The sequence below is a fragment of the Altererythrobacter lutimaris genome (assembly GCF_013371495.1).
In the GTDB taxonomy this organism is placed as follows: Bacteria; Pseudomonadota; Alphaproteobacteria; order Sphingomonadales; family Sphingomonadaceae; genus Erythrobacter; species Erythrobacter lutimaris_A.
This window is the reverse complement of record NZ_JABWTA010000001.1, coordinates 1,087,584-1,114,167: the sequence shown is the minus strand read 5'-3', so window position 1 is coordinate 1,114,167 and position 26,584 is coordinate 1,087,584. Positions and strand designations below refer to the sequence as shown.

Here is a 26,584-nt window from a genome sequence, read left to right as displayed (position 1 = left end):
CGAAGGCGCGCGGCGTTGCCGGTGCGCAAGGCGGGCTAGCAGGCGCGCTCAATTCTGCGCTTAAGGATTATGGCGGCATCTGGTTTGGCTGGTCCGGGCAGGAAAGCGATGATCGGACCGGCAACATCAATATGCAGCGCCATGACGGAGTGACGACTGCGACGATTGACCTTTCAACCCGCGACATCGATGAATATTACAACGGTTATGCCAACTCGACCCTTTGGCCACTGTTCCACTATCGGCTGGATCTGACCGAGTATGAGCGCGAAACCGGCAAAGGCTATGAGCGCGTCAATGAGCGGTTCGCGGAGAGCGTCACTCCGCTGATCGAGCAAGACGATCTGGTCTGGGTCCATGACTATCATCTGATCCCGCTGGGTGCGCGATTGCGCGAGCGCGGGCTCAAAAACCGCATTGGCTTCTTCCTGCATATTCCATGGCCGCCAACCCGGCTGTTCGTTTCGCTCCCGTTTCATGAGCGGCTAGTGCGAACGATGTTGGAATACGACCTGATCGGTTTCCAGTCCGACGAGTGGCTGGAGAGTTTCTTGCATTATTGTCGCAAGGAGCTTGGCGCGGAAGTCGACGATGCGACTGGCGTCATCAGTTTCGAAGGCCGAACCGTTGAAGCCCGCGCTTATCCCATCGGGATCGACTGGGAGCACTTCCAGAAGCAAGGCGAAAGTGAAGACGCGAAAGGAGCCGAGCAACGCCTGGTTTCGTCCACACGCAATCGCTGTGCCATGATCGGGGTTGACCGGCTCGATTATTCCAAAGGGCTGCCGGAACGGATCGACGGGATTGGTCGCTTCTTCGATCAATATCCAGACCGTGTGCGCGATCTGGTCTACATTCAAGTCGCTCCGCCAAGCCGTGAAGATGTTGAAAGCTATCAGCAAATTCGCGCTCTCCTTGAGCAGAAAACAGGTCAGATCAACGGGGCGAGAAGCGAAGTTGACCTTGTGCCTATTCGCTACGTCAACCGCGGCTATAGCCATGCGGAGCTCTATGGCTTCTTCCGCGCGTCGAAGATTGGCCTTGTGACACCGCTTCGTGACGGGATGAATTTAGTTGCGAAGGAGTATCTCGCGGCTCAGGATCCCAAGGACCCGGGCGTCTTGATCCTCTCGCGCTTTGCAGGGGCCGCACAGCAAATGAGCGAAGCAGTCCTCGTCAATCCGCACAGTCCGGATGATCTCAGTCACGCAATCAAGACTGCGCTCGACATGCCATTGGAAGATCGCAAGCATCGTTATGAAGCGATGGTCGCGACAATCCGCGATGATAATGTGCAGGCTTGGACAAAGCAGTTTTGCGATGATTTGCGCGGTTCAGGGGACTGAGGCGAAGCCGAAGCTTGCTCTAGTCTCTTCGTGCTGTCACGGACTGAACCCATGACCGACAGCACTCCTCTAGCACCATTTCTTGCCACAGATGCCATCCACAATTTCCGCGATTATGGCGGCTATGCCGCAAGCGGAGGAAGGCGCGTGCGGACTGGCCTCCTATTCCGTTCAGGTCATCACGCTGAAGCCAGCGATGGCGACCTTGCGATGGTTTCAGACCTTTCGCTTGCACATGTGATTGACCTTCGCGGTGACAATGAGCGCGCGCGTCACACTTGCAAGCGGCCCGATGGCTTTGGCGCGCAGGTGCATTTCTTCGAAGGCGAAACAGCGGGACTAGCACCGCATCTAGAGGCCGCTGAAGAGAGTATAGATGCCCAGGGCGCGCACGAGGCCATGACTGCGCTTTATGCGGCGCTGCCGGATCGCGCCGGCCTTAATTGGATCCTGAAGCGCTACTTTGAAGCGCTCGCGGCGGGCGAGGGCGCGAGTTTGGTCCATTGTGCAGCTGGCAAGGACCGCACGGGCATAGCGGTCGACTTGTTGCATCATGTGCTGGGCGTGCATCCTGATGACGCGATGGAAGACTATTTGCTTACGAACCACTCGCCCCGTAACGAAGAACGCATCGCACATGGCATGGCGCTGATGGGCGGCAAGTATGGTGCGAAGGACGAAGCGACCATGCGGGTGCTTATGGGGGTTGATGCGGCCTATCTCGAAGCGGCGCGCGCGTCCGTCAAAGAACGGTTTGGATCAACCGATGCCTATCTTGAGCAATTGCTTGGCGTGGATGCGGTGAAGCGGGATGCGTTGAAAGCTCAGCTTGTGGATGCGTAACCCATTCCAGTCCTCCGCGAATTGAAGCACGTAGGCGGAGAGCCTACATCATAGGCAACACACGAAACAGGATTCGATCATGGCGACACATCGCACCAAGATGCTCATCATTGGCTCTGGCCCGGCAGGCTATTCCGCAGCCATTTATGGCGCGCGCGCCATGCTGGAGCCCATCGTTGTGCAAGGTCTTCAGCCCGGCGGTCAGCTGACCATTACGACCGATGTCGAGAACTATCCCGGCTATGAAAATGTGATCCAGGGCCCTTGGCTGATGGAGCAGATGCAGAAGCAGGCCGAGCATGTCGGCACGCGGATGATGTGGGATACAATCGTCGAGGTTGATCTGGAAAACGGCCCTCCGTACCGCGCGGTTGGTGACAGTGGCGATGAATATATCGGCGACACGGTCATCATTTGCACCGGCGCACAGGCCAAGTGGCTCGGCGTTCCCGGCGAACAAGAGCTTGGGGGTAAAGGCGTGTCTGCTTGTGCAACCTGTGACGGGTTCTTCTTCCGCGGCAAGAAAGTCGCGGTTATCGGTGGCGGCAACACTGCGGTTGAAGAAGCGCTCTACCTTACCAATCATTCGGACGATGTGACCTTGATCCACCGCCGCGATGAGCTGCGGGCTGAGAAGATCCTGCAGGAACGCTTGTTCAAATCCGACAACATATCAACGCTCTGGAACAAGACCGTAACGCGCTTCGTCGCTGGTGATGATGGAGCACTGAACCATTTGGTGTTGAGCGACACAGTAACGGGCGAGGAGTCCACACTCGAAGTCGATGGCGCATTTGTTGCCATCGGTCATGCGCCTGCGACAGAGCTTTTCAAAGGCAAGCTCGCAATGGACGAGAGCGGCTATCTCGACGTCGAGCCGGGCACTCCCAAGACGGCAATCCCGGGCGTATTTGCGGCGGGCGATGTGACTGACCATGTCTATCGTCAGGCTGTCACCGCTGCGGGTATGGGCTGCATGGCCGCACTCGATGCAGAGAAGTTTCTCGCCACGCTGGAATTCGAGGCTGAACCGGCGACTGAAGCCGCTGAGTGAGGGGAGGGGCTGCGAAAGCGCCCTCCCGCTCAAAACCTACATGTGAATGTCGAAAGTGAAGATCGTCGCGTGGAAGATCAGCGCGATCAGCACAACGCTGGATAGTGCGAACAGAACGAAACGCACCATGACCTTGTTTGCTGTGACTTGCACAAGGCTGTGCGCGACACGAAGTCCGACATAGATCCACGCCAGAAGCGCATTCATGCCGTCGCCTTGGCCGACTACAGCTAGCACGATCGCAATCGCGTAGAATACGGTCGGTTGCTCGTGCAAGTGATTGTAATTGTCGGCTTTCCAATTGACACGATCAGGTAGTTGCTTGCGAAGTTGAGCGCCAGTTGTCCCGACCAGTTTGGACGGTTCGGGAATGTCTTGCGCCTTGCTCATTGCAGGGATGCGGGTCGCATACATCCATGCCCACATAATCATGGTCCAGATAGCAAGTGCGACAACGGGTTGAAGGATTTGCATTCCGCTCATGGGGCGACTCCCGGATCAAAGAATAGTGTGGCCATCACCGCACGCACAGCGAGTGCCGCCAGGGCAAGGCTCGACAAGGTGAACAGGCCAATCCGGACCGGAATGGTGTTTACCAGCGACTGCCAAAGTGAATGGATGATGCGTAGCGCGACATAGACCCATGCGAGGAGCACATCCACCGCGGCCGGTCCCATGATCGCGAGGATGATCACAGCCGGATAGAAGATCGTCGGCTGCTCCATAAGATGAGTGTAATTGTGCGACTTCCAGTTGACCTTGTCTGGAAGTGCCGGCTCGAGGTCCTGACCCCGAATTCCTGGCTTCGGTGTGATCGAGCCTTTCTCGGCTTTGGAAATCGCCGGAAATCGCGTGGCTGCCATCCAGAAAACCATCAAGACAGACCACAGGACCAGCACTGCGGACGGCGCGAGCATTTGTGCTTGCATTACTTCCCTCCCATTTCGGCTCGGACCCTGCGAAAGCGGGATAGGATTGTCAATTGCAACCTATTGGCCTTCCGCGATTGTCGCAGCGAAAGCGGTAGGGTCCGTATTCCCGCCAGTCAGCATGATCACAGTGTCAGCATCGAGCGGGACTTTACCCGCGAGCGCAGCGGCAAGGGCTGCAGCACCGCCCGGCTCGAGTACCAGATGAAGCTTGGCAAAGGCAAAGCGTTGCGCTGTGCGGACTTCGTCGTCGGTGACCGTCACTCCGGGCTCTGCTCTTTCAGAGAGGACGGAGAGGTTGAGGGCTTTCGTCGCTGTTGGCTGAAGCGCATCGCAAATCGTCTTTGGTGCATCAGCTGCGGAATGGATCAGTTCGCCTGCCGCAAGCGACCGCCCGACCATATCCCAGCCAACCGGCTCGACGACATGAATCGCGGCTTTCGGACAAGCAAGTGACAGCCCTGCTGCAAGTCCTCCTCCGCCACAGCAAGCGATGATGCGGCTTGGCTCGCGGCCCAACTGAGCCGAAATCTCCATACCCGCGCTGCCTTGTCCTTCAATCACCCATGGGTCGCCAAACGCATGGACTAGCACGCCGCCTTGCTCCGCGATCACTTGCGCGGCGACTGCATCGCGATCCTCGGTATCACGATCGTAGGTCACAATTTTCGCGCCCAGTTCGCGCGTCGCATCCAGCTTCACGCGCGGCGCATCCGCCGGCATGACGATAGTTGCGACAATGCCTAGCCTTCTTGCCGCCCATGCCACACCTTGCGCATGGTTGCCGCTCGAAACGGCGACAACGGCCTCTGCGCGCTCCTCCTCGGTCAAATTGGAGAGCCGCCACCATGCACCGCGGATCTTGAACGCGCCGATAGGTTGCAGGCTCTCCGCCTTTACCCAGAAATGCATATCGCCAATCTCCACAGGCAAAAGCGGAGTGGAAGGCAGAATCGCGGCGACGCTCTCCGCTGCGGCTATCACGCCTTGTTGTGTTGGGATTCGTTCAGTCATGGTCGCGCTTTCCTGAATAGACGCCCATGTTGGATACGCATGTTACACAGTCCTGGGAATGAAAATTCCGCCGCTTCCACAGCTGTGTGTCGGATCGTGGGGAAGGGCGCTTCGCATAGGTCATTCCCCCACGCTGCGCGTTCCTTTGCCATTAGGAAACACCGGATCGATTTACGCGGGATGCGCGTTGCCCTAATGCGCGCAAGAATCGTTTCCAGGGAAACCCATTTATGTCGACAGTCCTCGTTATCGGAGCCGGCGGTGTCAGCTCTGTCTGCGTCCACAAAATGGCCATGAACAATGGCATTTTCAGCGATATCCATCTCGCCAGTCGTACCAAGCGCAAGTGTGACGCGATTGCTGAAAGCGTGAAGAGCCGCACGGGCGTCGACATTCACACTTACGAAATCGATGCAGAAGAAGTCCCTGCCGTCGTACAGCTCATTAAGAAGGTTCAGCCTTCGCTGCTGGTGAACCTGGCGCTGCCTTATCAGGACTTGCCGCTGATGGATGCTTGTCTGGAGGCAGGTGTCGATTACCTCGATACCGCCAATTACGAGCCCAAGGATGAAGCGAAGTTCGAATATAAGTGGCAGTGGGCCTATCAGGACCGGTTCAAGGATGCAGGCCTGATGGCGCTGCTCGGTTCAGGGTTCGATCCGGGCGTGACCAGCGTGTTCACCATGTGGCTGAAGAAGCACAAGCTGAAGACCATTCGCCAGCTCGACATTCTCGACTGCAATGGCGGCGATCATGGTCAGGCGTTCGCGACCAATTTCAACCCGGAAATCAACATTCGTGAAGTGACGGCGCCTGCACGCCATTGGGAGAATGGTGAGTGGGTGGAAACGCCTGCGATGAGCGTCATGACGCCATTCGATTTCGAAGAGGTCGGCACGCGCAACGCTTATCTCATGTATCACGAAGAGCTGGAGAGCCTTGCGAAATTCAATCCCGAGATCGAGCGTGCGCGTTTCTGGATGACCTTTGGCGATGAGTACATCAAGCACCTTACCGTCCTGCAGAATGTCGGCATGACCTCGATCGAGCCGGTGAAGTATCAAGGCAGGGAAATCATCCCGCTGCAGTTCCTCGCCGCTGTCCTACCCAAGCCGGAAACGCTGGGCGAAACTACGAAGGGCAAGACCAATATCGGCGTGATTGCAACCGGCGAAGCGCTGGATGGATCAGGCGAAAAGACCTTTCACATCAACAATATCTGCGACCATGAGGAAGCGTTTGAGGAAACCGGCAATCAGGCGGTTTCCTATACCACCGGCGTGCCTGCGATGATCGGCTCGGCAATGATGGTGCAGGGCACGTGGGACAAGGACGGTGTCGTCAACATGGAAGAGATGGACCCCGATCCGTTCATGGACATGCTCAATGCGCATGGTCTTCCGTGGCAAGTCAAGGAGCTGGACGGACCGGTCGGGTTTTGATGGGCTTAAAGATTGGCTCTACAACAATCGAAACCGTCCAAGGAAACATCGTGACGATGGAGTTTGACGCCATCGTCAATGCAGCGAATTCATCTTTGCTCGGAGGTGGCGGTGTGGACGGAGCGATACATCGTGCTGCGGGGAAGGAGCTCGTGCACGAGTGTCGCTTGCTTGGCGGGTGTAAGACCGGGCAAGCGAAAACCACCAAAGGTTACGACCTTCCAGCCGCTCACATTATTCACACTGTCGGCCCGGTTTGGCGTGGCGGCGGCAATGGTGAGCCTGAGCAGCTGGCAAGCTGTTATAGGGAATCTCTTCAACGCGCGGTGGAAATTGGTGCCAAGAGTATTGGGTTTCCAGCCATTTCGACGGGCATCTTCAAGTACCCGCTAAATAAGGCAGCAGTGACTGCCGTTGAGACGATAACAGGTTTTGTCGTACATCATGCAGGAGCTCTTGAGCTAATTTCGCTGGTGTGTTTTGATGAAACGGCCCTTGCTGAGTTCACTGACGCTTTGGGGAAAAGCTGATGCAAACCAAAGCCGGTGATCCGGGCGCGTTCGCCCATTTTGATCTCTCGCGTGTCGAGAGCCCTGCATTCGTCGTCGATGCCGCGAAGTTGCGCGCCAATTGTCAGGTGCTGGCTGAGATCCGCGATGCAGCCGACATCAAGATGTTTGCAGCGCTTAAGGCGTTCTCCATGTGGTCGACCGCGCATGTCATTGGCGAATATCTCGACGGGGTGTGCACCAGCGGGCTTTGGGAAGCGCGGCTTGCATCCGAGTTCTACGATGGCGAGATTGCGACCTATTGCGCCGCCTACAAACCTGACGAACTGGAAGAGGTGTTGCGGCTTTCGGACCATGTGATCTTCAACTCGCCCGGCCAGATCGAGCGCGCTGCGCTGATCCTCGACCATGCCCGGACCACGGGTCAGGACTTTGATGTCGGGCTGCGTATCAATCCCATGGTGCCGACAGGCGAGGAAGCGAAATACGATCCCTCATCGCCCGGATCGCGATTGGGCTTTCCGATCGACCAGATTACCGACGAAGTGATGGAAGGCGTCACCGGCATCCACTTCCACAATCTGTGTGAGCAGGATCTGGAACCGCTGAAGCGGACCTGGGATGCGGTGTTCGATGCAATCGAGCCCTATTTCGGTCAGCTTGAGTGGATCAATATGGGCGGTGGTCACCACATCACGCGGGCCGACTATCAGCGCGAGGAGTTGGTCGAGTTCCTGCGTGACGCGAAAGAAGACACAGCCGCTGAAATCTATCTCGAGCCTGGTGAAGCGGTCGCATTGGATGCGGGTATTCTCGTCGGCACGCTGCTTGATACCGGCTTTAATGGCGTTCCATTCGGCATTACCGATGTGTCGGCGACTTGTCATATGCCCGATGTGATTGAAGCGCCGTATCGCCCCGCCATGCTCGGCGAGTTGACCGACGAGGACCAGATCCCGATCCGGCTGGGTGGTCCGTCATGTCTGGCAGGCGATGTAATTGGCGATTATCGCTTGCCTGTGCCAGCGCAGCCCGGCGCGCGCTTCGCCCTCTTGGATCAGGCGCATTATTCGATGGTAAAGACGACGACCTTTAATGGGGTGGCTTTGCCGTCAATCTATCTGTGGGACAGCGATACCGATCACTTGGATCTGGTCCGTGCATTCACTTACGAGGATTTCAGGAACCGTTTGAGTTGATTGGGGCGCGCAGCGGATCGCTCAAACGATCACCTCGGACATTCTGATTGATTCTGACCGCCAGCCCAGCCAGCATCGCGAACTGGTCCTGTGTCGCAGCAGCCTTGCGTGCATCGTCATGCGGCTCGATAGATCCGCTTTCGAACATATCGTCGCTTTCCACAGCGAGGATGATCTCGCCATTGAGGAACAGCGCTCGGATTTCCTCTCCAGAGAAAGCGCGTTCGATCTCCAACAATTGCTCGATATAGCTAGGGTGGATCAGAGTGCGCGCTTCGACCTGATCGTCAGACCAGACTTCGAAAGTGTCTTCGAAATCAGGATGCACCTGATCGACATAATGCAGCTCGCGCCCGTTAAAACTCACACTGTCCTTACGTCCGCCAAGCCCGAGCCATTTCTTGTGCTTGCCAGCGCGCTGCAGGAGCGTGATCGAGTGAAATGGCTGGCCGAAATCCATCGCGATGATCGCACCGCGAAACACCGTAACGTAGCGGGTATTCTTGCCTGAACTGCGGCGCTCGCGCAGATGCGCTTCGTAAAGCTGAAAAGCATGTCCCTTCAGCTCGCCTGACCATTGGTCCTCAAACGCAGACTTGTGGAAATGAGGGAGCAATCCGAATGTCTTGGCAGCCTCAAATTCGCCGCCCGGTTCCACATCATGCTCGTATTGAAGCCCAAGCGAGCGAGCGATTGCGGAGTTGATCCCGACTTTGATTTCCTTTTTCGCCGCTTTGATTGGCGCATAGCCCCACGCCCATCCGCCACCGACTATGAAGGCGCTGATGATGAACTTCCAGTCGAGCGCCCAAGGCGGACCAAACCACATGAATGCCAGGGCCGGGAGGCCGAGAAATGCGGCCTTTGTCCAGCGGCCAGATGCCTTGGCTTTGGCGTCCGCTCGCATCTGCGCGCGCTCGTCCAGCCAAGTGCCGAGCCCGTCATTCATCAGAGTGGAGACGCTGGTGGTGTTTACCATATTCTTTCGTGCTTATTTCTTGCTGTTATGGCATAGTAACACAGCTGACGGAAAGAGGGAGTAAACGAGACGATGGGGTTCTTTATTGTCATAGGTTTGATTGTGCTGGTCGGCATTCTTGCGATTGGCATTTACAACCGGCTGGTTGGTTTGCGACAGAACGTAAATCAGGGCGTTGCTGATATCGATGCTCAACTGCGCCAGCGGCATGATCTGGTCCCCAATCTGGTTGAAACCGTGAAAGGCTATGCCAGCCATGAAAGCGAGACGCTCGAAGCTGTCATCGCCGCTCGCTCAAAGGCTGCTGAAGGCCCGATCCAGTCTACTGATGAGAAGCAATTCAAGATCGCGCTCGATCGCTTGCTTGCACTGGGTGAGGCCTATCCGGACTTGAAGGCTTCTGCCAATTTTCAGGAATTGCAGCGCGAGCTTTCCATGGTGGAAGACAAGCTGGCGGCCGCACGCCGCGCACTGAACGCAGCTGTGTCGCGCTACAACACCGCGCGGGAAAGCTTTCCTGCCGTGCTGTTCGCAAGCGGGCTGGGTTTCAGGGACGCCGACTTTCACCGCTTGGATGACAGCGAGTTGGGCGTGGTCGATCAGGTACCGGAAGTCAGCTTCCAGTCCTGATATCCGTGCCTAGCGTGGGAAAATTTCTTGCGCGTCGGGAACTGCATTTTTTGATTTGCGTTTTCCTCCCGAGCGCTTATACGCGCGCCACTTCTGCCCCAAGGGACATCCGCAAGGCAGGCTCGTAACCGTTTGGTTGAACACTGAACCTTTAGGGGGTCCCTTGAGTTGCACATCTATCCCAACGCCAAGGCTGTAGTCCGCGACGTCGCGCCGGACGAACCTGTCATCCTCAATCGTCCGCACGCCGCCATGCGCGCTGCTCGCTTCTTCGTTGAGAAGTTTCCGGGCAAAGTGCTTTATGCGGTGAAGGCCAACCCATCGCCTGAACTGATCACTGTGCTTTGGGAAGCAGGCGTTACGCATTACGATGTCGCGTCGATCGCGGAAGTGCGGCTGGTGCGCGCGGCTCTGCCCGATGCGACCTTGTGCTTCATGCATCCGATCAAGACGCGCAAGGCGATTGCCGAGGCCTATCACAAGCACGGCTGCAAGACCTTCAGTCTCGACACGCAGGAAGAGTTGGAGAAGATTGTCGAGGCTTGCCGCGACCCGGAAACAGGCGAAGCTGCGACCGATTTGCGGCTCGCTGTACGCCTGCGTGTCTCATCCGAATTTTCCGAGCTCTCGCTGGCCGCAAAGTTCGGCTGCGACCTGTTGGAAGCGCCTGCGCTGCTTCAGAACGCGCGCCAGCATTGTGACTGGCTCGGTGTGTGCTTCCACGTGGGCAGCCAAGCGATGAGCCCGTTTGCATTTGTGCAGGCGCTCGACCGTACGCGTGCGGCGATTGCAGAGGCGTCAGTCGTAATCGACATGGTGGATGTCGGCGGCGGTTTCCCGAGCATCTATCCGGGCATGGAGCCGCCTCCGCTCGAGGATTACTTCCAGATCATCCACCAGCATTATTACGCGCTGCCGATTGCATACAACGCTGAACTATGGTGCGAGCCGGGCAGGGCGCTGTCCGCGGAATATTCCTCACTGATCGTCCAAGTTGAGAAGCGCCGCGGCGATGAGCTCTATATCAATGATGGCGCATATGGTGCGCTCTATGATGCAGCGCATGTCGGCTGGAAATTCCCGGTTCGCGCACTCGAAGATGAGTTGCGCGATCCAGAGATGGATTTCGCCTTCTATGGCCCGACCTGCGATGATGCGGACTATATGGCCGGGCCATTCCCATTACCCAGCGACATTCAGGCAGGCGACTATATCGAGGTCGGCATGATCGGCGCTTATGGCGCAGCGATGAAGACGGGCTTTAATGGCTTCGGCAATGCCGAGCAGTACATAGTCGCGGACGAGCCGATGGCGAGCCTCTATGATGGCAGCCGCCAGCGTCCGGAAGCCGATAATGTAGTGAGCTTGCGCTGATCCGAGGGTTACCCCCTTTTGAGAATCGTTTGCAGTAAGTTTTGATATCCTGTATCATTCTCCCAGTGAGGAGAAATCTGGTGTTGAACACAAAAATCCTGGTTGCGACGGATTTCAGTTCGCGTGCGGATCGGGCGATTGACCGTGCTTTGGCGCTGTGTGCGCGAACCGGAAAGGCACTTCGCCTCGTTCATGCGCTCGATTTCATGGACGCCGAAAATGCCGATTGGGCATCGCTCGACAAGCGCATGCGCGAATGTGTTGGCGATACCGAGTGCGATGTTGAGTTTGCTTATCCGGAAGGCTCGCCGCCGCATGCGATTGCTTCGGCTAGTAAAGCCGATGATGTAGAGCTGCTGGTCGTTGGGCCTGCGCGTTACAACTCCCTTGGCGATTTCTTTCTTGGCACGGCCGTCGACTATGTGTTGCGCAACACGAAGAAGCCGGTTCTTGTGGTCAAGCAACGCCCGCGTTCGTCCTATCGACACATCATCGCCGGGACTGATTTTTCAGCCGACTCCAAATATGCGATCATCACTGCTGCGAGGATGTTTCCCGATGCACAGGTCCATGTGGTGCACGCCTGGCATGTGCCGTTCGAAGGGTTCCAACGCGACAGCTACGTTGCTGAGGAAGTCGAGGCGCATGAGCAGAAGGCTATGGAGACATTCATGACTGCGCTTGCAGAGGCAGAACCTTCGCTCAGCAATGCCACCTCCGCGCTCGGGCGTGGCGGAACGCACAAGACCATCACCCGCGAATTCGAGAAGCGCTGTGACTTGGCGAGCGAGGGGTTAGTGGTGTTGGGAAGTCACGGCCAAAGCGGGTTCCGACAGGCCACGCTGGGTAGTGTCACCAGTGATTTGCTGCGGTCACTAAAGCCAGACATTCTTGTTATTAACACGGATAATGCGACATCGTAGCGCAAAAGCGAGCCGCCATGACTACTCAGAGGCGGAGAACCTCTTAGGTCTGCGCTGGAGGGTCCCTAACGGAGCTTAGTCAAACCCCACGAACCGTGCTGCTTCACTGACTTTGCGGCGTGTGATCTTGACCGGATTCGCCGGGAAATCCGGGTCAGGCCAGCCCATTGCGACTGCTTTCATGATCACTTGATCGTCCGAAATACTCGCGTGTTCGCGGACAACTGGGCTCTGCATGATGCCCTGGCTGTTGATTACACAGCCCAGGCCGCGGCTCCACGCCGCGTTGACGAGCGCAGTGGTGACTGCGCCGCAATCAAACGCGGTGTCATCGCTGTCCGACAATTCCTTGTCGTAAGTGACGATCACACAAACCGGCGCGTCGAACTGGCGGAAACCGCGCAGCACCCAGTCTTGCCGTTTTTCCTTGTCGTCACGCTCAATCCCCATCGCTTCGAACAGCTGGATCGCACAGCCAACCTGCCGCTCGCGGTGAACCCCTTCAAAGGCATGCCCACGGCGAAACTCACGGCTATCGGGAACACCGGCGAGGATGTTTTCCGTATTGCCCTTGCGGATACGGTCGAGCGGCTCTCCGGTGATCACATGGAAGTGATAGGGCTGCGTATTCATGGAGGATGGCGAGCGCATCGCCATGCCGAGAATCTCTTCGATCAGCTCCTGCGGGACAGGTTTGTCGAGATAGCCTCGGATCGAGCGGCGACCGAGCACCACTTCTTCATAGGTCTGGTCCGACGAACCGGGCGTAAAACCTTGCGTCATTGCAGTGAAATTCCTCAGTGAATGCGGATCAGCGCGCTTCGTTGCTTACGACTACACCTTCGATGACAACGCCTGTCACGAAGTTCGTCGTTTCGAACGGATCGCCGTTGAACATCGCAACATCGCCATGCTTGCCGACTTCGAGCGAGCCGACTTTCTCGGACACTCCAATCAGCGCTGCGGCATCGATAGTGATCGCTTTCAGCGCGTCTTCCATGCCGAGGCCATTGGCAGCGCCGACAGCGGCTTCCCATAGGACTACGCGGGTCTTGGGCACATAAGCCTCAAAGCCGGACTGATAGGCGAACGGGATGCCAGCGTCGCGCAGTTTGGCGCCAGTATCGAAGCTTGCATTCTCAAGATCGCCGAACTGGCGCGCGCGGGGAGGGTGCAGAATGACTGACACGCCCGCTTCACGAAGCTCGTCGATCACCAGATAGGCGTCGGCTGCTCCATCGATCACGAGCTCGATCCCGAACTCTTCCTTGAGGCGCAGCGCGCTCAGGATGTCCTGCGCTCTCCATGCTGTGACCATCAGCGGCACTTTGCCGTCGAGCACGTCGCGCATGGCTTCGACCATCAGGTCGCGCTTGGCAGGAGCGTCTTTCTTCGCAGGAGCGTTTGCTGCGTTCTGCGCCTTCACCAAGGCGCCGCGAAGCAGCGCAATCTGTTTAGAGCGAGTGCCCGGTGCCTTGCCGCTGTTATCTAGCGCCCAGGAGCCAAGATTGGCCGCAACCATAGCGCGCGGCACGACTACGGCGTCATCCACGGTCTCACCTGTTGTTTTCACGATCATGGTTTGACCTGAAATCAGCGCGCCGGGGCCATGCCCTGTGTGGAGCGTCGTGACGCCGAGTTCGCGGACCCACTGCACCAGACGTTCCTTCGGATTGTAAGCATCAATCGCGCGCAACTCAGGCTGGATCGGCGATGATTTCTCGAGCTGATCCTGATCGTGCGGCTGGTTGAGATAGCCGGAAAGACCAACAGTGCTGTGCGCGTCGACCAGACCGGGTGTGACTACCTTTGCTGTCATCACCTGCATGCCGGATGGCATAGGCGTGCTCGATGCAGGGCCAACCGCGCTGATCATGCCATCCTCGATCACCACTATGCCATCGGCGATCGGCTCGCCCGCCATGGTGTAAAGCGTCTCGCCGCGAACAGCGATATCTTGCGCCCATGCCGGCATTGCGAAAGTAAGTGCGGCTCCAAATGCCACAGCAGCGCGCGAGAGATTTGTCCGAATGCTCATTGGTCATTCTCCATCGCATGCGCTTCTAGGTCGAGGTGGTGCATCGAGCGGCCATTGCTGGCCGTGCCTTCACCGCCGGTTGCGAATGCCGCTTGTTCCGGATTGCTGCGGTCCCAGACAAGATCGCCTTCGACCCATGTCTCAAGCAGCTTGGTGTAGATCGACAGCGGATCGCCATCCATCACCAGCAAGTCTGCATCCTTGCCGACTTCGAGCGAGCCGATGCGATCATCGAGCCCCACCTGTTTCGCCGGGTTGATTGTTAACGCGCGCAAGGCGCCTTCGCGGGTCATCCCGCCGCGCACAGCCAGCGCTGCCTGACGGAACATCATCCGGCTATCAACAATGGGGTCGTCCGAATGAAGCGAAACAAGCACGCCTGCTTTTTCCAGATCGCCAGCGGACGTAATCCGCGAATTCATCGCTTCCAATTTGCCACCCGGCGCGTCAACCAGAATGTGCGAGACGGGAATACCTGCTGCCGCAATGCGGTCAGCAATATCGCCGCTTTCCATGCCGTGCTGGATGAGCACTTTGAAACCGAACTCGTCTCGCAGGCGAAGCACCGTCATAATATCGTCCGCGCGGTGCGTGTGGAAGTGCACAAGCCGCTCGCCTGCCATGATTTCGCACAGAGCGTCCTTGGCAAGATCGCGTTTTTCTTTTTTGCCGTCGCAATAGGGCTTTGCATCGATGAACTTGGCGCGGACCAATGCGGCTGACTTTGCGCGTGTACCCGGCCAACCTGCATTGTCGCGGATTGAGTTCGTCCCGTTGGCCATTTTCATGCCGCCGAGCATCTTGCCATCGTCATCGCGCACTGCGACGTCTTCAATGAAATCGCCGCGCCGCAGCTTCATGTAGAAAGTCTGGCCGCTCATCAAATGGCCGGAGCCAGGCATTACGTTCGCGAAAGTTACGCCGCCTGCGCGCGCTTTTTCGAGGCTTTTGTCCTTGGGATTGATCGCATCCATCGCGCGCACGTCCGGCTGGATCGGTGCGCTCCGGTCAGCGCCCTGGACCTGGCCGATATGCGAGTGCGTATCGACAATGCCGGGCAAAATGACTTTGCCGGTGGCATCGCGCACTTCCGTGCCTTCTGACAGAGCTACAGTCGCGCCGATCGCCGTGATCTTGCCTTCATGGACAACGATCGTGCCGTTCTCGATCGTCTCGCCGGTCATGGGCATGATCGTCGCGCCGGTAAAGGCAATCGGCCGTTCCTGAGCGAGAAGCGGCGTAGCGCTTGCCAGAACGGTAGCACAGGCGAGGGCACTCAAACCCAAGCGGTGCTTAATCGTGTGCGTGTTCAAATCGTGCTCTCCCAAGCAATGAATCGCTAGTGGGAGCACCTAGGCGTGTTTTGGCACGTAGGGCAAGCGGCCTATGCCGCTTTCTTGAATTCCAGCTCCAACCGGTCCCAGATTTCGACGAGCGCTTCAGTGAGCTCGTCCATCATCTCAGGCGTGTGGTTCGGCCCTGGCGTAAAGCGCAAGCGCTCGGTTCCGCGTGGGACAGTCGGGAAATTGATCGGCTGCACATAGACGCCATATTCCGCGAGCAGGATATCGCTGATCTTCTTCGCGCGGACGGGATCGCCGACCATCAGCGGGACGATATGCGTGACGCTGTCCATGACCGGCAGGCCCGCATCACGGAATTTGTCCTTGAGCATCGCAGCGGCGGCTTGCTGGCCGTCGCGCTCTTCGCTTGAAGCTTTGAGGTGCTTAACCGCGGCAAGCACGCCCGCAACCAGAACCGGCGAAAGTGACGTCGTGAAGATGAATCCCGGTGAGTAAGAGCGGATGCAATCGATCACGCGCTTGTCCGCAGCGATGTAGCCGCCCATCACACCGAATGCCTTGCCGAGCGTGCCTTCGATAATGTCGATGCGGTCCGCCGCTTCATCGCGCTCGGAGATACCCCCACCATGCTCGCCATACATGCCAACCGCATGGACCTCGTCGATATAGGTCAGCGCATTGTATTTCTCAGCCAAATCGCAGATCGCATGGATCGGTGCGACATCGCCATCCATCGAATAAACGCTTTCGAAGGCGATCAGCTTGGGCGTGTCGATGTCTTCCGCGGCGAGGAGTTCCTCGAGATGCTCGACATCGTTGTGACGGAACACGCGCTTCTCGCAGCTCGAATTGCGGATGCCCGCAATCATGCTCGCGTGGTTCAGCTCGTCCGAGAAAATGACGCAGCCGGGCAGCAGTTTTGCAATCGTTGAGAGCGTCGCGTCGTTGGAGACATAGCCGCTGGTGAACAGCAGCGCGCCTTCCTTACCGTGGAGCTCAGCCAGCTCCTGCTCAAGCTCGACATGAAGATGCGTGTTGCCGCCGATATTGCGCGTGCCGCCAGAACCTGCGCCCACATCATGCAGCGCGTTTTCCATCGCTTCGATTACCTTGGGGTGCTGACCCATCGCAAGGTAATCGTTCGAACACCAAACCGTGATCGGCTTTGGGCCATTATGCCCGGCAAAGCAGCGCGCATTCGGGAACGCGCCTTTATTGCGCATGATATCGATGAAGACGCGGTAACGCCCTTCCTCGTGCAGGCGGTCAATCGCCTTGTCGAAGATCATATCGTAATTCACGCGTCTCAGTTCCGCTTCATGGCCGAGTCCTTTTGTCTGGACTCATCGGTAAATCGGTAGCGCGATGTAAGGCGAAAAGTTCCGAAATTCTAGCGCGATCTTTGCGAGCGATTCGCAGGTCAGAATGGCTCTACCGTCTGAAATCCGTGCGTTTTCAGCATAGGCAACAGCTCTTGCGCAGTTTGCATGTCGCCCGTTGCCACGAACCGGCTTGACGGATCGACGGGAAAGGGCTGGCCTTTTGTCAAGTGAGCGATCCGTCGCGCAATACCTTCAGCGCCGTGGACAAACCGCGTACCAGGCGCGAAGTGTCGCGCCAGCTCGTCCTCGAGCAATGGGAAGTGAGTACAGGCGAGAACGACTGTGTCGATGGTCTCGCTGCCTGCCATGGCTTTGAGGCCGTCGGCAGCGGCCTGGATCGCTTCTGGAGAAGGCGTTTTGCCGCGCAACTTAGCCTCGGCAGCTTCGACCAGCTCAGGCGCGGCGAACCGCAACATGCGTTTGCCGTTCGCAAATTCCGCTTCGAGATTATCGACATAGGCTTGCCGGATCGTGGCTTGCGTACCAAGCAGGCCGATTACCCCAGTTTGCGTCATTGCCGCGGCTGGTTTGATCGCTGGGACTGTCCCGACAATCGGCACTTCGAGGACTTCGCGCACCATGCCGAGCGCAATGGTGCTGGCAGTGTTGCAAGCGATGCAGATAAGCCTTGGTGTGTAGCGTTCGCTCATCCTGCCGAGCAGACCGGCGACCCTTGCAGCGATCTGCGCTTCGGATTTCTCGCCATAAGGCAAGCCCGCAAGATCGGCAGCGTAGATGACCGGCGCTTGGGGCAAGGCCTTGCGCAGTTCGGCAAGCACGCTCAATCCGCCGATACCGGAATCAAACAGTAGGATCGGGGATTGGGCTTCCAAGTTGGCAAAACTCCGCTCACCCTGAGCTTGTCGAAGGGTGGAATTTCCGTATGAGTGACGGTCGCTATAAGATGTGCGGGGCTTCGACAAGTCAGGCCGAACGGAGTATCAAATTTGGAACCGCTTTACGCTGCATTGCTGGGTTACGCGCTTGGCTCGATTCCCTTCGGCCTGCTGCTGACAAAAGCGGCTGGCATGGGCGATGTGCGTAGCATCGGCAGCGGCAATATCGGCGCGACCAATGTCCTGCGCACCGGCAACAAAGGCTTGGCGGCAGGAACGCTCTTGCTCGATTTGCTTAAAGGCTTTGCGCCGGTGTTTATCGCGGGCGAGCTATGGGGCGAAGTGGCGATGGCCTTCGCGGCAGGCGCAGCAGTCATCGGACATTGCTTCCCGGTCTGGCTCGGTTTCAAGGGCGGCAAGGGCGTTGCGACCAATGCTGGCGTGGCATTCGGTCTCGCTTGGCCGATAGGCGCAGCCTATGCGCTCATCTGGCTAAGCATCCTTGCGATCTTCCGCATCTCCAGCCTTGCAGGGATGAGCGCGGTTATTGCAGCAGCCGCCGCTGCGCCGCTGTTTGGCTATCCGCAATTCTTCCCTGTGCTGGCTGCGATTGCCGGCCTCATCATCTACTTGCACCGCGAAAATATCGCGCGGTTGATGAAAGGCGAGGAGCCCAGAATTGGCGGAGCCAAGAAGGACTAGGCCACTGCCTTGCTAACAATCCTGTAATTTGACCCGAGGCCTGCTCTCGCGATGGGTGAGCGCGATGGGCGCAACTCTCTCTCAGGCCGAAGCATTCGCCCGCATTCGTTTGCTGCGATCCCCGCATATTGGCCCTGTCAGCTACCGCCAATTGCTCGCAAGGTTTGGCGATGCGGCAAGCGCTTTGGAAGCCTTGCCGGAGCTTGGTAGCCGCGGAAAGCGCGCTTACTCCGCAGCACCTGTGGGCCGCATCGAGAGCGAGATCGACGCGGTGAAAGCTGCCGGCGCGCGCTACCTGTTCCACGATCAGCCGGACTATCCCGCGCTTCTGGCCGAGCTCGACAGCGCGCCGCCGATCATCACCATGCGCGGGCGGCTGGAGCTGGCGAACCGGCCTTGCGTTGCGATGGTGGGCGCGAGAAATGCGTCGGCTGCTGCGATCAAGCTGGCACGCGAATTTGCCCGCGATCTGGCGGGCGAGGGCTACACCGTCGTCTCTGGCCTTGCTCGCGGGATTGACGGGGCAGCGCATGAAGGCGCTTTCTCGCACACCATCGGCGTGATCGCGAGCGGGATCGAGATTGCATACCCGCCGCAGCACGCGGAATTGCAGGAGCGGATCGCGAGCGAAGGCTTGCTGATCGCGGAACAGCCGCCCGGCACTGAACCGCGCGGCAGCCATTTTCCTAGCCGCAACCGGATCATCGCAGGGCTTGCGGCAGGCACGCTTGTGGTGGAGGCCGCGCCCAAGTCCGGCTCGCTCATCACCGCGCGGTTGGCGGGCGAAGCAGGCCGAGAGGTCATGGCGATCCCCGGCAGCCCGCTCGATGCGCGATCCTCGGGCTGCAACCAACTTATCCGCGAAGGCGCTGTGCTGGTGCAATCGCCTGAAGATGTGGTCGAGCTGCTCTCCGGCTTTGACGGCAAGGCTCGTTCGCGCGTCGCAGAGGCCGCGCCCGGTTTCGACTGGTCGGAGGAAGATCTGGCCGAGGCGGAGCCAGCCGATATCTCAGAGCTGCTTTCAATCGCGCCCGTTGCCGTGGACGAACTCATCCGCCAATCGGGTGAAACAGCCGCGTCAGTGCAATTGGCGCTGCTGGAGCTTGAAATTGCCGGCGAACTCGTCAGACATGCGGGGGGAAGGGTTAGCCTCTCTGGCTAGCAGCGCATTGAGGGGCATGATGGAAAGAGAAAAGAACTTCGGCGGCTTTTTCGGCTCGGTTTTTGACGTTGTCGGACGGAACATCACCGCCATCGCGATCTACACGCTGGTGGTCGGCGGGATTAATGGAATGGGCATGGCGCTCGGCCTAATCGAAGTGAACGATAATATCGGCGGCTTTAACATCGGGGCAACGATCGAGCAGGGACAGAGCTTTGCTTCAGTGCTGTTTACGCTTCTCGGCGTGGTCGTCGCAGTCGTAGGAGCGTACTTTTTGCTCGCGCAATTTCTTCGCACGGACGGGCGACTCGGCACCAGCGACACTAGAATCTGGGCCTATATCGGCATGACCTTGCTGTCGGGTATCGGCTTCATTTTCGGTTTTCTACTTCTCGTCATACCCGGGATCATCCTTCTCGTTCGCTGGTCAGCAAGTTCAGGCTATCTGATTGGAAAAGGCGAAGGTGTGGTCGATTCGTTGAGATCCAGTTGGGACGCCACGCGAGGATATAGCTGGCCCATCTTTTTCGCCGGACTGGTGCTCGGTCTGCTGGTTAGCATCGTTGTCGGGATTTTCGTCGCTGCCGCAGCCTATGCTGGCGGCACGATCGTTCTCGGGTTTATTGCCTCGCTCACCGATGCGGCAAGCAATGCAGTTTATTACGCCTTTGGTATTGGTGTTTATAGCGTGCTCAACGATATTTCGGAAGAAACCGCCGAAGTATTTTCTTGAGCAAGCGGCGTGCACAATCCCACTTGACGAACCCGCTGACCCGCACAAACTCGCGCGTACGTACACGTATACGCGTAAGGGAACGATAAAACCTCCATGCAACTGGTCATTGTTGAGTCGCCGGCCAAGGCGAAAACTATCGAGAAATATCTGGGCGGGGACTTCAAGGTCCTCGCATCCTACGGCCACGTCCGCGATCTGCCGCCCAAGGATGGCAGCGTGCGCCCGGACGAGGATTTCGAAATGGACTGGGAAGTCTATGCCGACAAGCGCAACCGCGATCAGGTGAAAGCGATTGCGGACGCGGCAAAGAAGTCCAGCCGCCTGGTCCTCGCAACCGACCCTGACCGCGAAGGTGAAGCGATCAGCTGGCACGTTCAGGAACTGCTGAAGAAGCGCAAAGCGTTGCCCGCCAAGGTCGACCGCGTGACATTCAACGCGATCACCAAGAAAGCGGTGACGGAAGCGATGAAGTCGCCGCGCGAGCTCGATACCGATCTGATCGATGCGTATCTGGCGCGGCGCGCGCTCGACTATCTCTACGGGTTTACGCTCTCGCCGGTCCTGTGGCGGCGGCTGCCCGGTGCGAAGAGTGCGGGGCGGGTGCAGTCCGTCGCTCTGCGCCTCATTTGCGAGCGCGAGCACGAGATCGAAATTTTCAAGCCGGACGAATACTGGTCCGTCATTGCCAAGCTGCAGCACGACGGGACGAATTTCGATGCGCGGCTGACGCGCTTCAATGGCGAGAAGCTCGACAAGCTGACGCTCGGCAATGAAGGCTCGGCCATGGCGGCAAAGGAAGTGGTCGAAAAAGGTCGCTTCACTGTCGAGGATATCGAAACAAAGCCATTGAAGCGCAATCCAGCGCCTCCGTTCACGACCTCGACCTTGCAGCAGGAAGCCGCGCGCAAATTGGGCTTTTCTGCGAGCCACACGATGCGGTGCGCGCAATCGCTCTATGAAGCGGGTGCAATCACTTACATGCGGACCGATGGCGTGCAGATGGATGGCAGCGCGATTGCTGCTGTGCGCGACCAGATCGGCGAGAAATACGACGCGGCCTACTTGCCTGAAAAGCCGCGTTTCTACGCGACCAAGGCAAAGAACGCGCAGGAAGCGCATGAAGCGATCCGTCCAACTGATTTTCGTAAAGAGCGTGCGGGCTCAGGCGATGAAGCCAAGCTTTATGACCTCATTTACAAGCGTGCGGTCGCAAGCCAGATGGCGAGCGCTCGGCTGGAACGCACCACCGTCAATATGCGCGATGCAACCGGGCAGCACGAGCTGCGCGCAACTGGCCAGGTGGTGAAGTTCCCTGGCTTCTTCGCAGTCTATCAGGAAGGGTTCGACGACAAATCCTCCGACGATGATGAAGACGGCCTGCTGCCGGTCATCCGCAAAGGTGATGTGCCCGCAAAGCAAGGCGTTGAAGCGAACCAGCACTTCACGCAGCCGCCGCCGCGTTTCTCTGAAGCGAGCCTTGTGAAGCGGCTCGAAGAGCTCGGTATTGGTCGCCCTTCGACTTATGCCTCGACCATTCAGACATTGCGTGACCGCGCTTATGTGCGGATGGAGAAAAACCGTTTCTTTGCAGAGGAATCAGGACGTTTGCTCACAGCATTTCTTGAGCGGTTCTTCCCCAATTACGTAGCCTATGAGTTCACCGCCGGCATGGAGGACGAGCTCGATACGGTTTCCGATGGCCGTGAGAATTGGAAGGCGCTGCTCGAAGCATTCTGGAAGGACTTTAAACCCAAAACCGAAGAGGTGATGGAGAAGAAGCCGTCCGAAGTCACTGAAGTGCTCGACGAGTATTTGTCCGACTTCCTTTTTCCTGAGCGTGAAGACGGCAAGGACCCGCGTTTCTGCCCGTTGTGTGATCAGGAAGGGCGTCCGAATGGCCGCTTGAACCTGCGTGGTGGCCGCTATGGCGCCTTTGTCGCCTGTGCGAACTATCCCGAATGCAAGTTCACTCGCCGCTTTGCTCAGCCGGGCGCTGACGGCAATGATGCGGCTGAAGATGGCTTGATGGGCGAGCATCCGGAGACTGGCGCGGAAATCCATCGCAAATCAGGCCGGTTTGGGCCTTATGTCGAGATGGTGGCTGAGGATGAGAAGAAAGTCCGCGCTTCGATCCCTAAGGACCTCGATGATTTCGATCTCGAGTGGGCGGTGAAGCTGCTGGGCTTGCCTCGGATTGTCGGCGAGCATCCGGAGACGGGCAAGGAAATCGAAGCGGCAATCGGTCGCTATGGCCCTTACCTGCGACACGACGGCAAATATGCCAAGCTTCCATCGACCCGCGATGTGTTCGAAACGGGCATGAATGCAGCGGTCGCAGCGCTTGCCGAAGCAGCCAATCGCAAAGGCGGCGGGCGCACCAAAGCTGAGCCGATCAAGACTTTCGGCGAACATCCTGACAGCGGCGGCGAGATGAAAGTCATGCCCGGGCGCTATGGTCCCTATGTCACGGATGGTTCGACCAATGCGACGATCCCCAAGGACATGAAGCCTGAGGACGTAACCGAGGAACAGGCGATCGAGCTGATCAAGGCGCGCGCTGCCAAGGGCCCTGCGAAGAAGAAGCGCAGGAAAGCGCCTGCGAAAAAGAAGGCTGCCGCCAAGAAGTAATGGCAAACGGCGCGGTAACCCTGGTTTGAGGGGAACTCGTTCACCTTGTCACGTTGGTAAATCGTCAAGACTTCCTCCGTAGCTTTCCGGATCAGACACCGGAAGGCACGTCAGCGTGATCGAAATCGAAGTCCAGAATGAAACCCATCAAACGCAAGAGCGCGTGCGCTTTGCGGCGGTCCCGCGGATTGGCGAGGGCCTGCGCTTGCGTGAGCCGGATGGCATGTGGGCGAGCTATGATGTGCTCGATGTATGGTATCAGAAAGCCGAGTTTGGCGATGTCTGGATTCCGTTTCTCCATGTCAAAATGACACCCGGTGAAGGCGTTGACGACACGCGCGAGACCGTCGGGGAAATGATGCCGCAAGGCTTCGATTTTGGCGGCGACTTCAGCACCGGACTTGGCGGGGAGATCGAACCATTCAAAATCTGATCAAACGTCGCACGCCTAACCGCCACGCTATACCGGTTGAATCTGATCAGCCAGTCGATAGCGACCTGCTGGCTCCGGAAATTGACGAAGAAGACATTTCGGCAGAGGACGCGCCTGATACGGACGCAATCGTGCGGGCAGCCAAAGCCATGCGCGATGTCAACGAGACCCGTCAGGCTCGCAAGAAGCGTTGCCTCGTGGTCGATGACAGCCGCGTGATCCGCAAGGTCTCGGCAAAGATCGCGCGTAGCCTCGGCTATGACGTGACAGAAGCACAGGATGGCGAAGAAGCGCTTGCTCGCTGCAAGCAGCAAATGCCTGAGCTTGTGCTGACGGATTGGAACATGCCGGAAGTGGACGGGATCGCCTTTGTGACTGCATTGCGCGCCATTCCGACACCGCGGGCGCCTACAGTGGTCTTCTGCACGTCAAACGGGCAGGCTCAGGACATTCACGAAGGGATCGCGGCAGGCGCTGATGATTACGTAGTCAAACCGTTCGACGAAGTGGCCTTGCGCGCAAAGCTGGAGAAGCTTGGGGTTGGGTAGGGATCACTTCACCCAGTCCAGCCCGATTTCTTCGAACAATTCCTTGTCTTCTGCCCAGTTCTCGCTGACCTTAACATGCAGGAACAGGTGGACCTCAACGCCGAGCAACTCGGATAGCTCCGCGCGGGCTGCTTCGCCGATCATCTTGATCCGGCTGCCGCCTTTGCCGAGCACAATCGGGCGCTGGGTTTCGCGGCCCACGACGATCTGCTGGTGAATTTCCAGACTGCCATCGGGCCGGTGCTTGTAAAGCTCGGGCCGCACGGCTGAATCGTAAGGCAGTTCTTCATGCAGTTGCTTGTAGAGCTGTTCGCGCGTGATCTCGGCTGCAAGCAAGCGCTCCGAAGCATCCGACACCTGATCTTCCGGGTAATGCCACACGCCTTCTGGCATCATGGCTGCGAGCGCTGCTTTCATCTCAGGCACACCGTCTCCGGTAAGCGCAGATACAAAGAAGATCTGCTCAAAATCGGCTTTGGCAGAGAGGTCCTGAGCAAGCGCTAGTAGCGGTTCTTTCTTGGCTCTGTCGACTTTGTTCAGCACCAGGATCTTGCGTTCCGGTCGTCCCGCAAGGCTTCCCAGCAACGGCTCAAGTTCATGGCGGCGTTGCTTGATCGGATCGACAAGCAGAAGCACTGCGTCAGCCGCCTCTGCGCCTTCCCAAGCAGCGCTCACCATCGCGCGGTCGAGCCTGCGGCGCGGCGCGAAAATGCCCGGCGTATCGACGAGGATCATCTGTGTTTGTTCGTGCAAGGCGATGCCGAGCATCTTGGCCCGCGTCGTCTGCGCTTTCGCAGAGGTTATGGCGACTTTCTGTCCGACAAGCTGGTTGACCAGCGTCGATTTGCCGGCATTAGGCGCGCCGAGGACAGCTACAACTCCGCAGCGTGTACTTGCGCTTTCAGAGCTCATCCGAATTTCTCCATAAACACTTTGGCAGCCTGTTTTTCCGCTTCCTGTTTGCTGGAAGCCGTCGCTTCGACAGAGCCAACCTTATACACTTCGACTTTGACGGTGAACTGCGCGGCGTGATCGGGGCCGGAGCGGTCGACCAGTGAGTATTCCGGCGGGCGCCGCTGATTGCCAGCGGCCCATTCCTGCAGCGCGCTTTTTGGGTGCTTGGACTGTCCAGCATTGCCTTCGAGCGCGCTTTGCCAAAGCTTTAGAATAACGTCGCGAGCCGCATCGAACCCATTGTCGAGGAATTGCGCGCCAAGCAGCGCTTCGATCACATCGCCGAGGATATTGTCGCTGTCGCGTCCGCCATCTTCATGTGCTTGCTTGGAAATACGGATATGCGGTGGCAGGCCGATTTGCCGCGCGACATTGGCGCACATTTCGCGGCTGACAAGCGCGTTGAGGCGCTGCGACAAGCGTCCTTCGGGCGCATCGCTGCGAGCATAAAGCGAGTCTGCAATGACAAGGCCGAGCACGCGGTCGCCTAGGAATTCCAGCCGCTGGTAATCACGTTTTTCGCCAGTGCTGCCATGTGTGAATGCGGCGAGCCAAAGCGCTTCCTCGCGGATGGCAAAGCCGTTTACCTCAAGCCATTCGCGCGTTTCCTGTGTCAGTCCGGTCATAGTACAGTTCCGATCCGGCCCCAGCGCGCGGCGGTAAACCAGGTCCATGGCTTGACCCATTCCGCGCTGCCATCGGTGGACCACATCATGATGGTGGCGCGCCCGACGAGATTCTCCTGCGGGACGAGACCGACCCCTTGGCCAGCCGCTGCGGGAAAGCGGCTGTCTTGCGAATTGTCGCGATTGTCACCCATCACGAACACCCGATCCTCAGGCACGATGCGCGGACCATAATTGTCATTCGGCCTAAAGCCGAAATCGAGGACATTATAACTCGTGCCATTTGGCAGTGTTTCCCGAAACTGCGTGTAGCGACAAACTACGTTTCCATCGCCGTTCGTTTCCTCAACTGCGGCTAGCGCACAATCCGTGTTGGGTGAGCGCGGGATCACAAAATCCTCAACGCGCACCTTGGGGACAGCTTCGCCATTGAGGATGACCTGGCCCGCACGCATTTCTATCGTGTCACCCGGCAGACCGATGACGCGTTTGACATAGTCAACGCCATCGATCGGGTGCTTGAAGATCACGACATCGCCGCGTTCTGGTTCGCCTGCGAAAATGCGCCCCGGGATCACTGGCAGATTGAACGGCATCGAGTATTTGGAGAAGCCGTAAGGCCATTTTGCCGCGAGCAGATAGTCGCCATTGTAGAGGCGCGGCAGCATGCTTTCGGACGGGATAGAGAAAGGCGAGAAAATGAAACTGCGGAAAATGAGCACTACCAATGCAAGCTTCAAAACGAACAGGCCGAAACTGCCCCAGCTCTCTTGTTCTTCGTCCTCATCATTGCGCGGCTCTTCGACGGTGGCGGACGCACTTCCGCCTGCCGCGGCCTGCACGCCAGATGCAAGCATACGCGTGCCTTCTGCATCGGGGTCGGGCGCAGCGCTATCGTCTTGCGAACCCAGATCGACCGGCTTCTTGTTCGGGTTTTTCTCCGACCGCGTATCGAGCTCTGGAATATTTTGTTTCTTTTCATCCATCGCTGAG

27 protein-coding genes are annotated in these 26,584 nt (G+C 58.0%); 15 read left to right on the top strand and 12 right to left on the bottom strand.

Annotated elements, in window-relative coordinates:
• Positions 1-77: 77 nt before the first annotated feature.
• From HUO12_RS05410 to trxB, 3 genes are all read left to right on the top strand, one after another.
• Positions 78-1,346, top strand: a complete 1,269-nt coding sequence (locus HUO12_RS05410; RefSeq protein ID WP_408609462.1) for an alpha,alpha-trehalose-phosphate synthase (UDP-forming) — start codon at positions 78-80, stop codon at positions 1,344-1,346.
• A 51-nt stretch (positions 1,347-1,397) separates the two neighbouring features.
• The gene (locus HUO12_RS05405) at positions 1,398-2,189 is read left to right on the top strand and encodes a tyrosine-protein phosphatase (RefSeq protein WP_176272618.1); all 792 of its coding nucleotides are present in this window, start codon (positions 1,398-1,400) and stop codon (positions 2,187-2,189) included.
• 79 nt (positions 2,190-2,268) lie between these two features.
• A complete protein-coding gene (trxB, locus tag HUO12_RS05400) occupies positions 2,269-3,243 on the top strand; it encodes a thioredoxin-disulfide reductase (protein WP_176272617.1) in 975 nt (324 codons plus the stop codon).
• A 36-nt stretch (positions 3,244-3,279) separates the two neighbouring features.
• Here the strand turns inward: trxB and HUO12_RS05395 are convergent, their stop codons facing one another.
• The 3 genes from HUO12_RS05395 to HUO12_RS05385 are packed head-to-tail and all read right to left on the bottom strand — an operon-like array spanning position 3,280 to position 5,186.
• Positions 3,280-3,726, bottom strand: coding sequence for an MAPEG family protein (locus HUO12_RS05395; RefSeq protein WP_176272616.1), 447 nt, complete (start codon positions 3,724-3,726; stop codon positions 3,280-3,282).
• Positions 3,723-4,172 (bottom strand): MAPEG family protein, encoded by a 450-nt coding sequence (locus HUO12_RS05390; protein WP_176272615.1) that lies wholly within the window; start codon positions 4,170-4,172, stop codon positions 3,723-3,725. The genes HUO12_RS05395 and HUO12_RS05390 overlap by 4 nt, the downstream gene beginning before the upstream one ends.
• A 60-nt stretch (positions 4,173-4,232) precedes the next feature.
• Positions 4,233-5,186: a threonine ammonia-lyase gene (locus HUO12_RS05385; RefSeq protein WP_176272614.1), complete on the bottom strand. Its 954-nt coding sequence runs from the start codon at positions 5,184-5,186 to the stop codon at positions 4,233-4,235.
• A gap of 230 nt (positions 5,187-5,416) precedes the next feature.
• Here HUO12_RS05385 and HUO12_RS05380 point away from each other — a divergent pair, with 230 nt between their 5' ends.
• Genes HUO12_RS05380 through HUO12_RS05370 form a run of 3 tightly spaced genes read left to right on the top strand, consistent with a single transcriptional unit; the run spans position 5,417 to position 8,336 of the window.
• The gene (locus tag HUO12_RS05380; protein ID WP_176272613.1) at positions 5,417-6,628 is read left to right on the top strand and encodes a saccharopine dehydrogenase family protein; all 1,212 of its coding nucleotides are present in this window, start codon (positions 5,417-5,419) and stop codon (positions 6,626-6,628) included.
• Positions 6,628-7,158: an O-acetyl-ADP-ribose deacetylase gene (locus HUO12_RS05375; RefSeq protein WP_176272612.1), complete on the top strand. Its 531-nt coding sequence runs from the start codon at positions 6,628-6,630 to the stop codon at positions 7,156-7,158. Before HUO12_RS05380 ends, HUO12_RS05375 begins: the two co-directional genes overlap by 1 nt.
• Positions 7,158-8,336, top strand: a complete 1,179-nt coding sequence (locus tag HUO12_RS05370) for a carboxynorspermidine decarboxylase (protein ID WP_176272611.1) — start codon at positions 7,158-7,160, stop codon at positions 8,334-8,336. The genes HUO12_RS05375 and HUO12_RS05370 overlap by 1 nt, the downstream gene beginning before the upstream one ends.
• Here the strand turns inward: HUO12_RS05370 and HUO12_RS05365 are convergent.
• A complete protein-coding gene (locus HUO12_RS05365; RefSeq protein ID WP_176272610.1) occupies positions 8,317-9,315 on the bottom strand; it encodes a DUF3137 domain-containing protein in 999 nt (332 codons plus the stop codon). The genes HUO12_RS05370 and HUO12_RS05365 overlap by 20 nt on opposite strands.
• Positions 9,316-9,387: 72 nt before the next feature.
• Between HUO12_RS05365 and HUO12_RS05360 the strand changes: the two genes are divergently transcribed.
• The 3 genes from HUO12_RS05360 (at position 9,388) to HUO12_RS05350 (ending at position 12,242) form a co-directional block, all read left to right on the top strand.
• Complete coding sequence (locus tag HUO12_RS05360; protein WP_176272609.1) at positions 9,388-9,945, top strand: LemA family protein; 558 nt, start codon at positions 9,388-9,390, stop codon at positions 9,943-9,945.
• Between the two features lie 168 nt (positions 9,946-10,113).
• On the top strand, positions 10,114-11,319 hold the full coding sequence (locus tag HUO12_RS05355) for a type III PLP-dependent enzyme (RefSeq protein ID WP_176272608.1): 1,206 nt from the start codon (positions 10,114-10,116) through the stop codon (positions 11,317-11,319).
• An 80-nt stretch (positions 11,320-11,399) separates the two neighbouring features.
• Entirely contained in the window at positions 11,400-12,242 is an 843-nt protein-coding gene (locus HUO12_RS05350) for a universal stress protein (RefSeq protein WP_176272607.1), read from the top strand.
• Positions 12,243-12,317: 75 nt separating this feature from the next.
• Here HUO12_RS05350 and HUO12_RS05345 read toward each other — a convergent pair whose 3' ends face one another.
• The 5 genes from HUO12_RS05345 to murI all read right to left on the bottom strand — a co-directional run bounded on the left by HUO12_RS05345 (position 12,318) and on the right by murI (position 17,799).
• Positions 12,318-13,025 carry a nitroreductase gene (locus HUO12_RS05345; protein ID WP_176272606.1) on the bottom strand — a complete coding sequence of 236 codons (708 nt, stop codon included), beginning with the start codon at positions 13,023-13,025 and terminating at the stop codon, positions 12,318-12,320.
• A gap of 28 nt (positions 13,026-13,053) precedes the next feature.
• Positions 13,054-14,280, bottom strand: a complete 1,227-nt coding sequence (locus HUO12_RS05340; protein ID WP_217905173.1) for an amidohydrolase family protein — start codon at positions 14,278-14,280, stop codon at positions 13,054-13,056.
• Positions 14,277-15,593: an amidohydrolase family protein gene (locus HUO12_RS05335; RefSeq protein ID WP_217905172.1), complete on the bottom strand. Its 1,317-nt coding sequence runs from the start codon at positions 15,591-15,593 to the stop codon at positions 14,277-14,279. The genes HUO12_RS05340 and HUO12_RS05335 overlap by 4 nt, the downstream gene beginning before the upstream one ends.
• Positions 15,594-15,664: 71 nt before the next feature.
• The gene (gene hemA / locus HUO12_RS05330; RefSeq protein ID WP_176272605.1) at positions 15,665-16,885 is read right to left on the bottom strand and encodes a 5-aminolevulinate synthase; all 1,221 of its coding nucleotides are present in this window, start codon (positions 16,883-16,885) and stop codon (positions 15,665-15,667) included.
• Positions 16,886-17,004: 119 nt separating this feature from the next.
• Complete coding sequence (gene murI, locus HUO12_RS05325; RefSeq protein WP_176272604.1) at positions 17,005-17,799, bottom strand: glutamate racemase; 795 nt, start codon at positions 17,797-17,799, stop codon at positions 17,005-17,007.
• Positions 17,800-17,913: 114 nt separating this feature from the next.
• Here murI and plsY point away from each other — a divergent pair, with 114 nt between their 5' ends.
• From plsY to HUO12_RS05295, 6 genes are all read left to right on the top strand, one after another.
• On the top strand, positions 17,914-18,504 hold the full coding sequence (gene plsY / locus HUO12_RS05320) for a glycerol-3-phosphate 1-O-acyltransferase PlsY (RefSeq protein ID WP_176272603.1): 591 nt from the start codon (positions 17,914-17,916) through the stop codon (positions 18,502-18,504).
• Between the two features lie 64 nt (positions 18,505-18,568).
• On the top strand, positions 18,569-19,666 hold the full coding sequence (gene dprA / locus HUO12_RS05315) for a DNA-processing protein DprA (RefSeq protein WP_176272602.1): 1,098 nt from the start codon (positions 18,569-18,571) through the stop codon (positions 19,664-19,666).
• A 16-nt stretch (positions 19,667-19,682) separates the two neighbouring features.
• On the top strand, positions 19,683-20,399 hold the full coding sequence (locus tag HUO12_RS05310) for a hypothetical protein (RefSeq protein WP_176272601.1): 717 nt from the start codon (positions 19,683-19,685) through the stop codon (positions 20,397-20,399).
• 96 nt (positions 20,400-20,495) lie between these two features.
• Positions 20,496-23,030, top strand: coding sequence for a type I DNA topoisomerase (topA, locus tag HUO12_RS05305; RefSeq protein ID WP_176272600.1), 2,535 nt, complete (start codon positions 20,496-20,498; stop codon positions 23,028-23,030).
• A gap of 115 nt (positions 23,031-23,145) precedes the next feature.
• Entirely contained in the window at positions 23,146-23,463 is a 318-nt protein-coding gene (locus HUO12_RS05300; RefSeq protein ID WP_232367315.1) for a hypothetical protein, read from the top strand.
• Positions 23,464-23,594: 131 nt separating this feature from the next.
• Complete coding sequence (locus HUO12_RS05295) at positions 23,595-24,011, top strand: response regulator (protein WP_332310373.1); 417 nt, start codon at positions 23,595-23,597, stop codon at positions 24,009-24,011.
• Between the two features lie 3 nt (positions 24,012-24,014).
• Here the strand turns inward: HUO12_RS05295 and era are convergent, their stop codons facing one another.
• The 3 genes from era to lepB are packed head-to-tail and all read right to left on the bottom strand — an operon-like array spanning position 24,015 to position 26,577.
• The gene (gene era, locus HUO12_RS05290) at positions 24,015-24,923 is read right to left on the bottom strand and encodes a GTPase Era (protein WP_176272599.1); all 909 of its coding nucleotides are present in this window, start codon (positions 24,921-24,923) and stop codon (positions 24,015-24,017) included.
• A complete protein-coding gene (rnc, locus tag HUO12_RS05285; protein WP_176272598.1) occupies positions 24,920-25,591 on the bottom strand; it encodes a ribonuclease III in 672 nt (223 codons plus the stop codon). Before rnc ends, era begins: the two co-directional genes overlap by 4 nt.
• A complete protein-coding gene (lepB, locus tag HUO12_RS05280; protein WP_232367314.1) occupies positions 25,588-26,577 on the bottom strand; it encodes a signal peptidase I in 990 nt (329 codons plus the stop codon). The genes rnc and lepB overlap by 4 nt, the downstream gene beginning before the upstream one ends.
• Between the last annotated feature and the right edge of the window lie 7 nt (positions 26,578-26,584).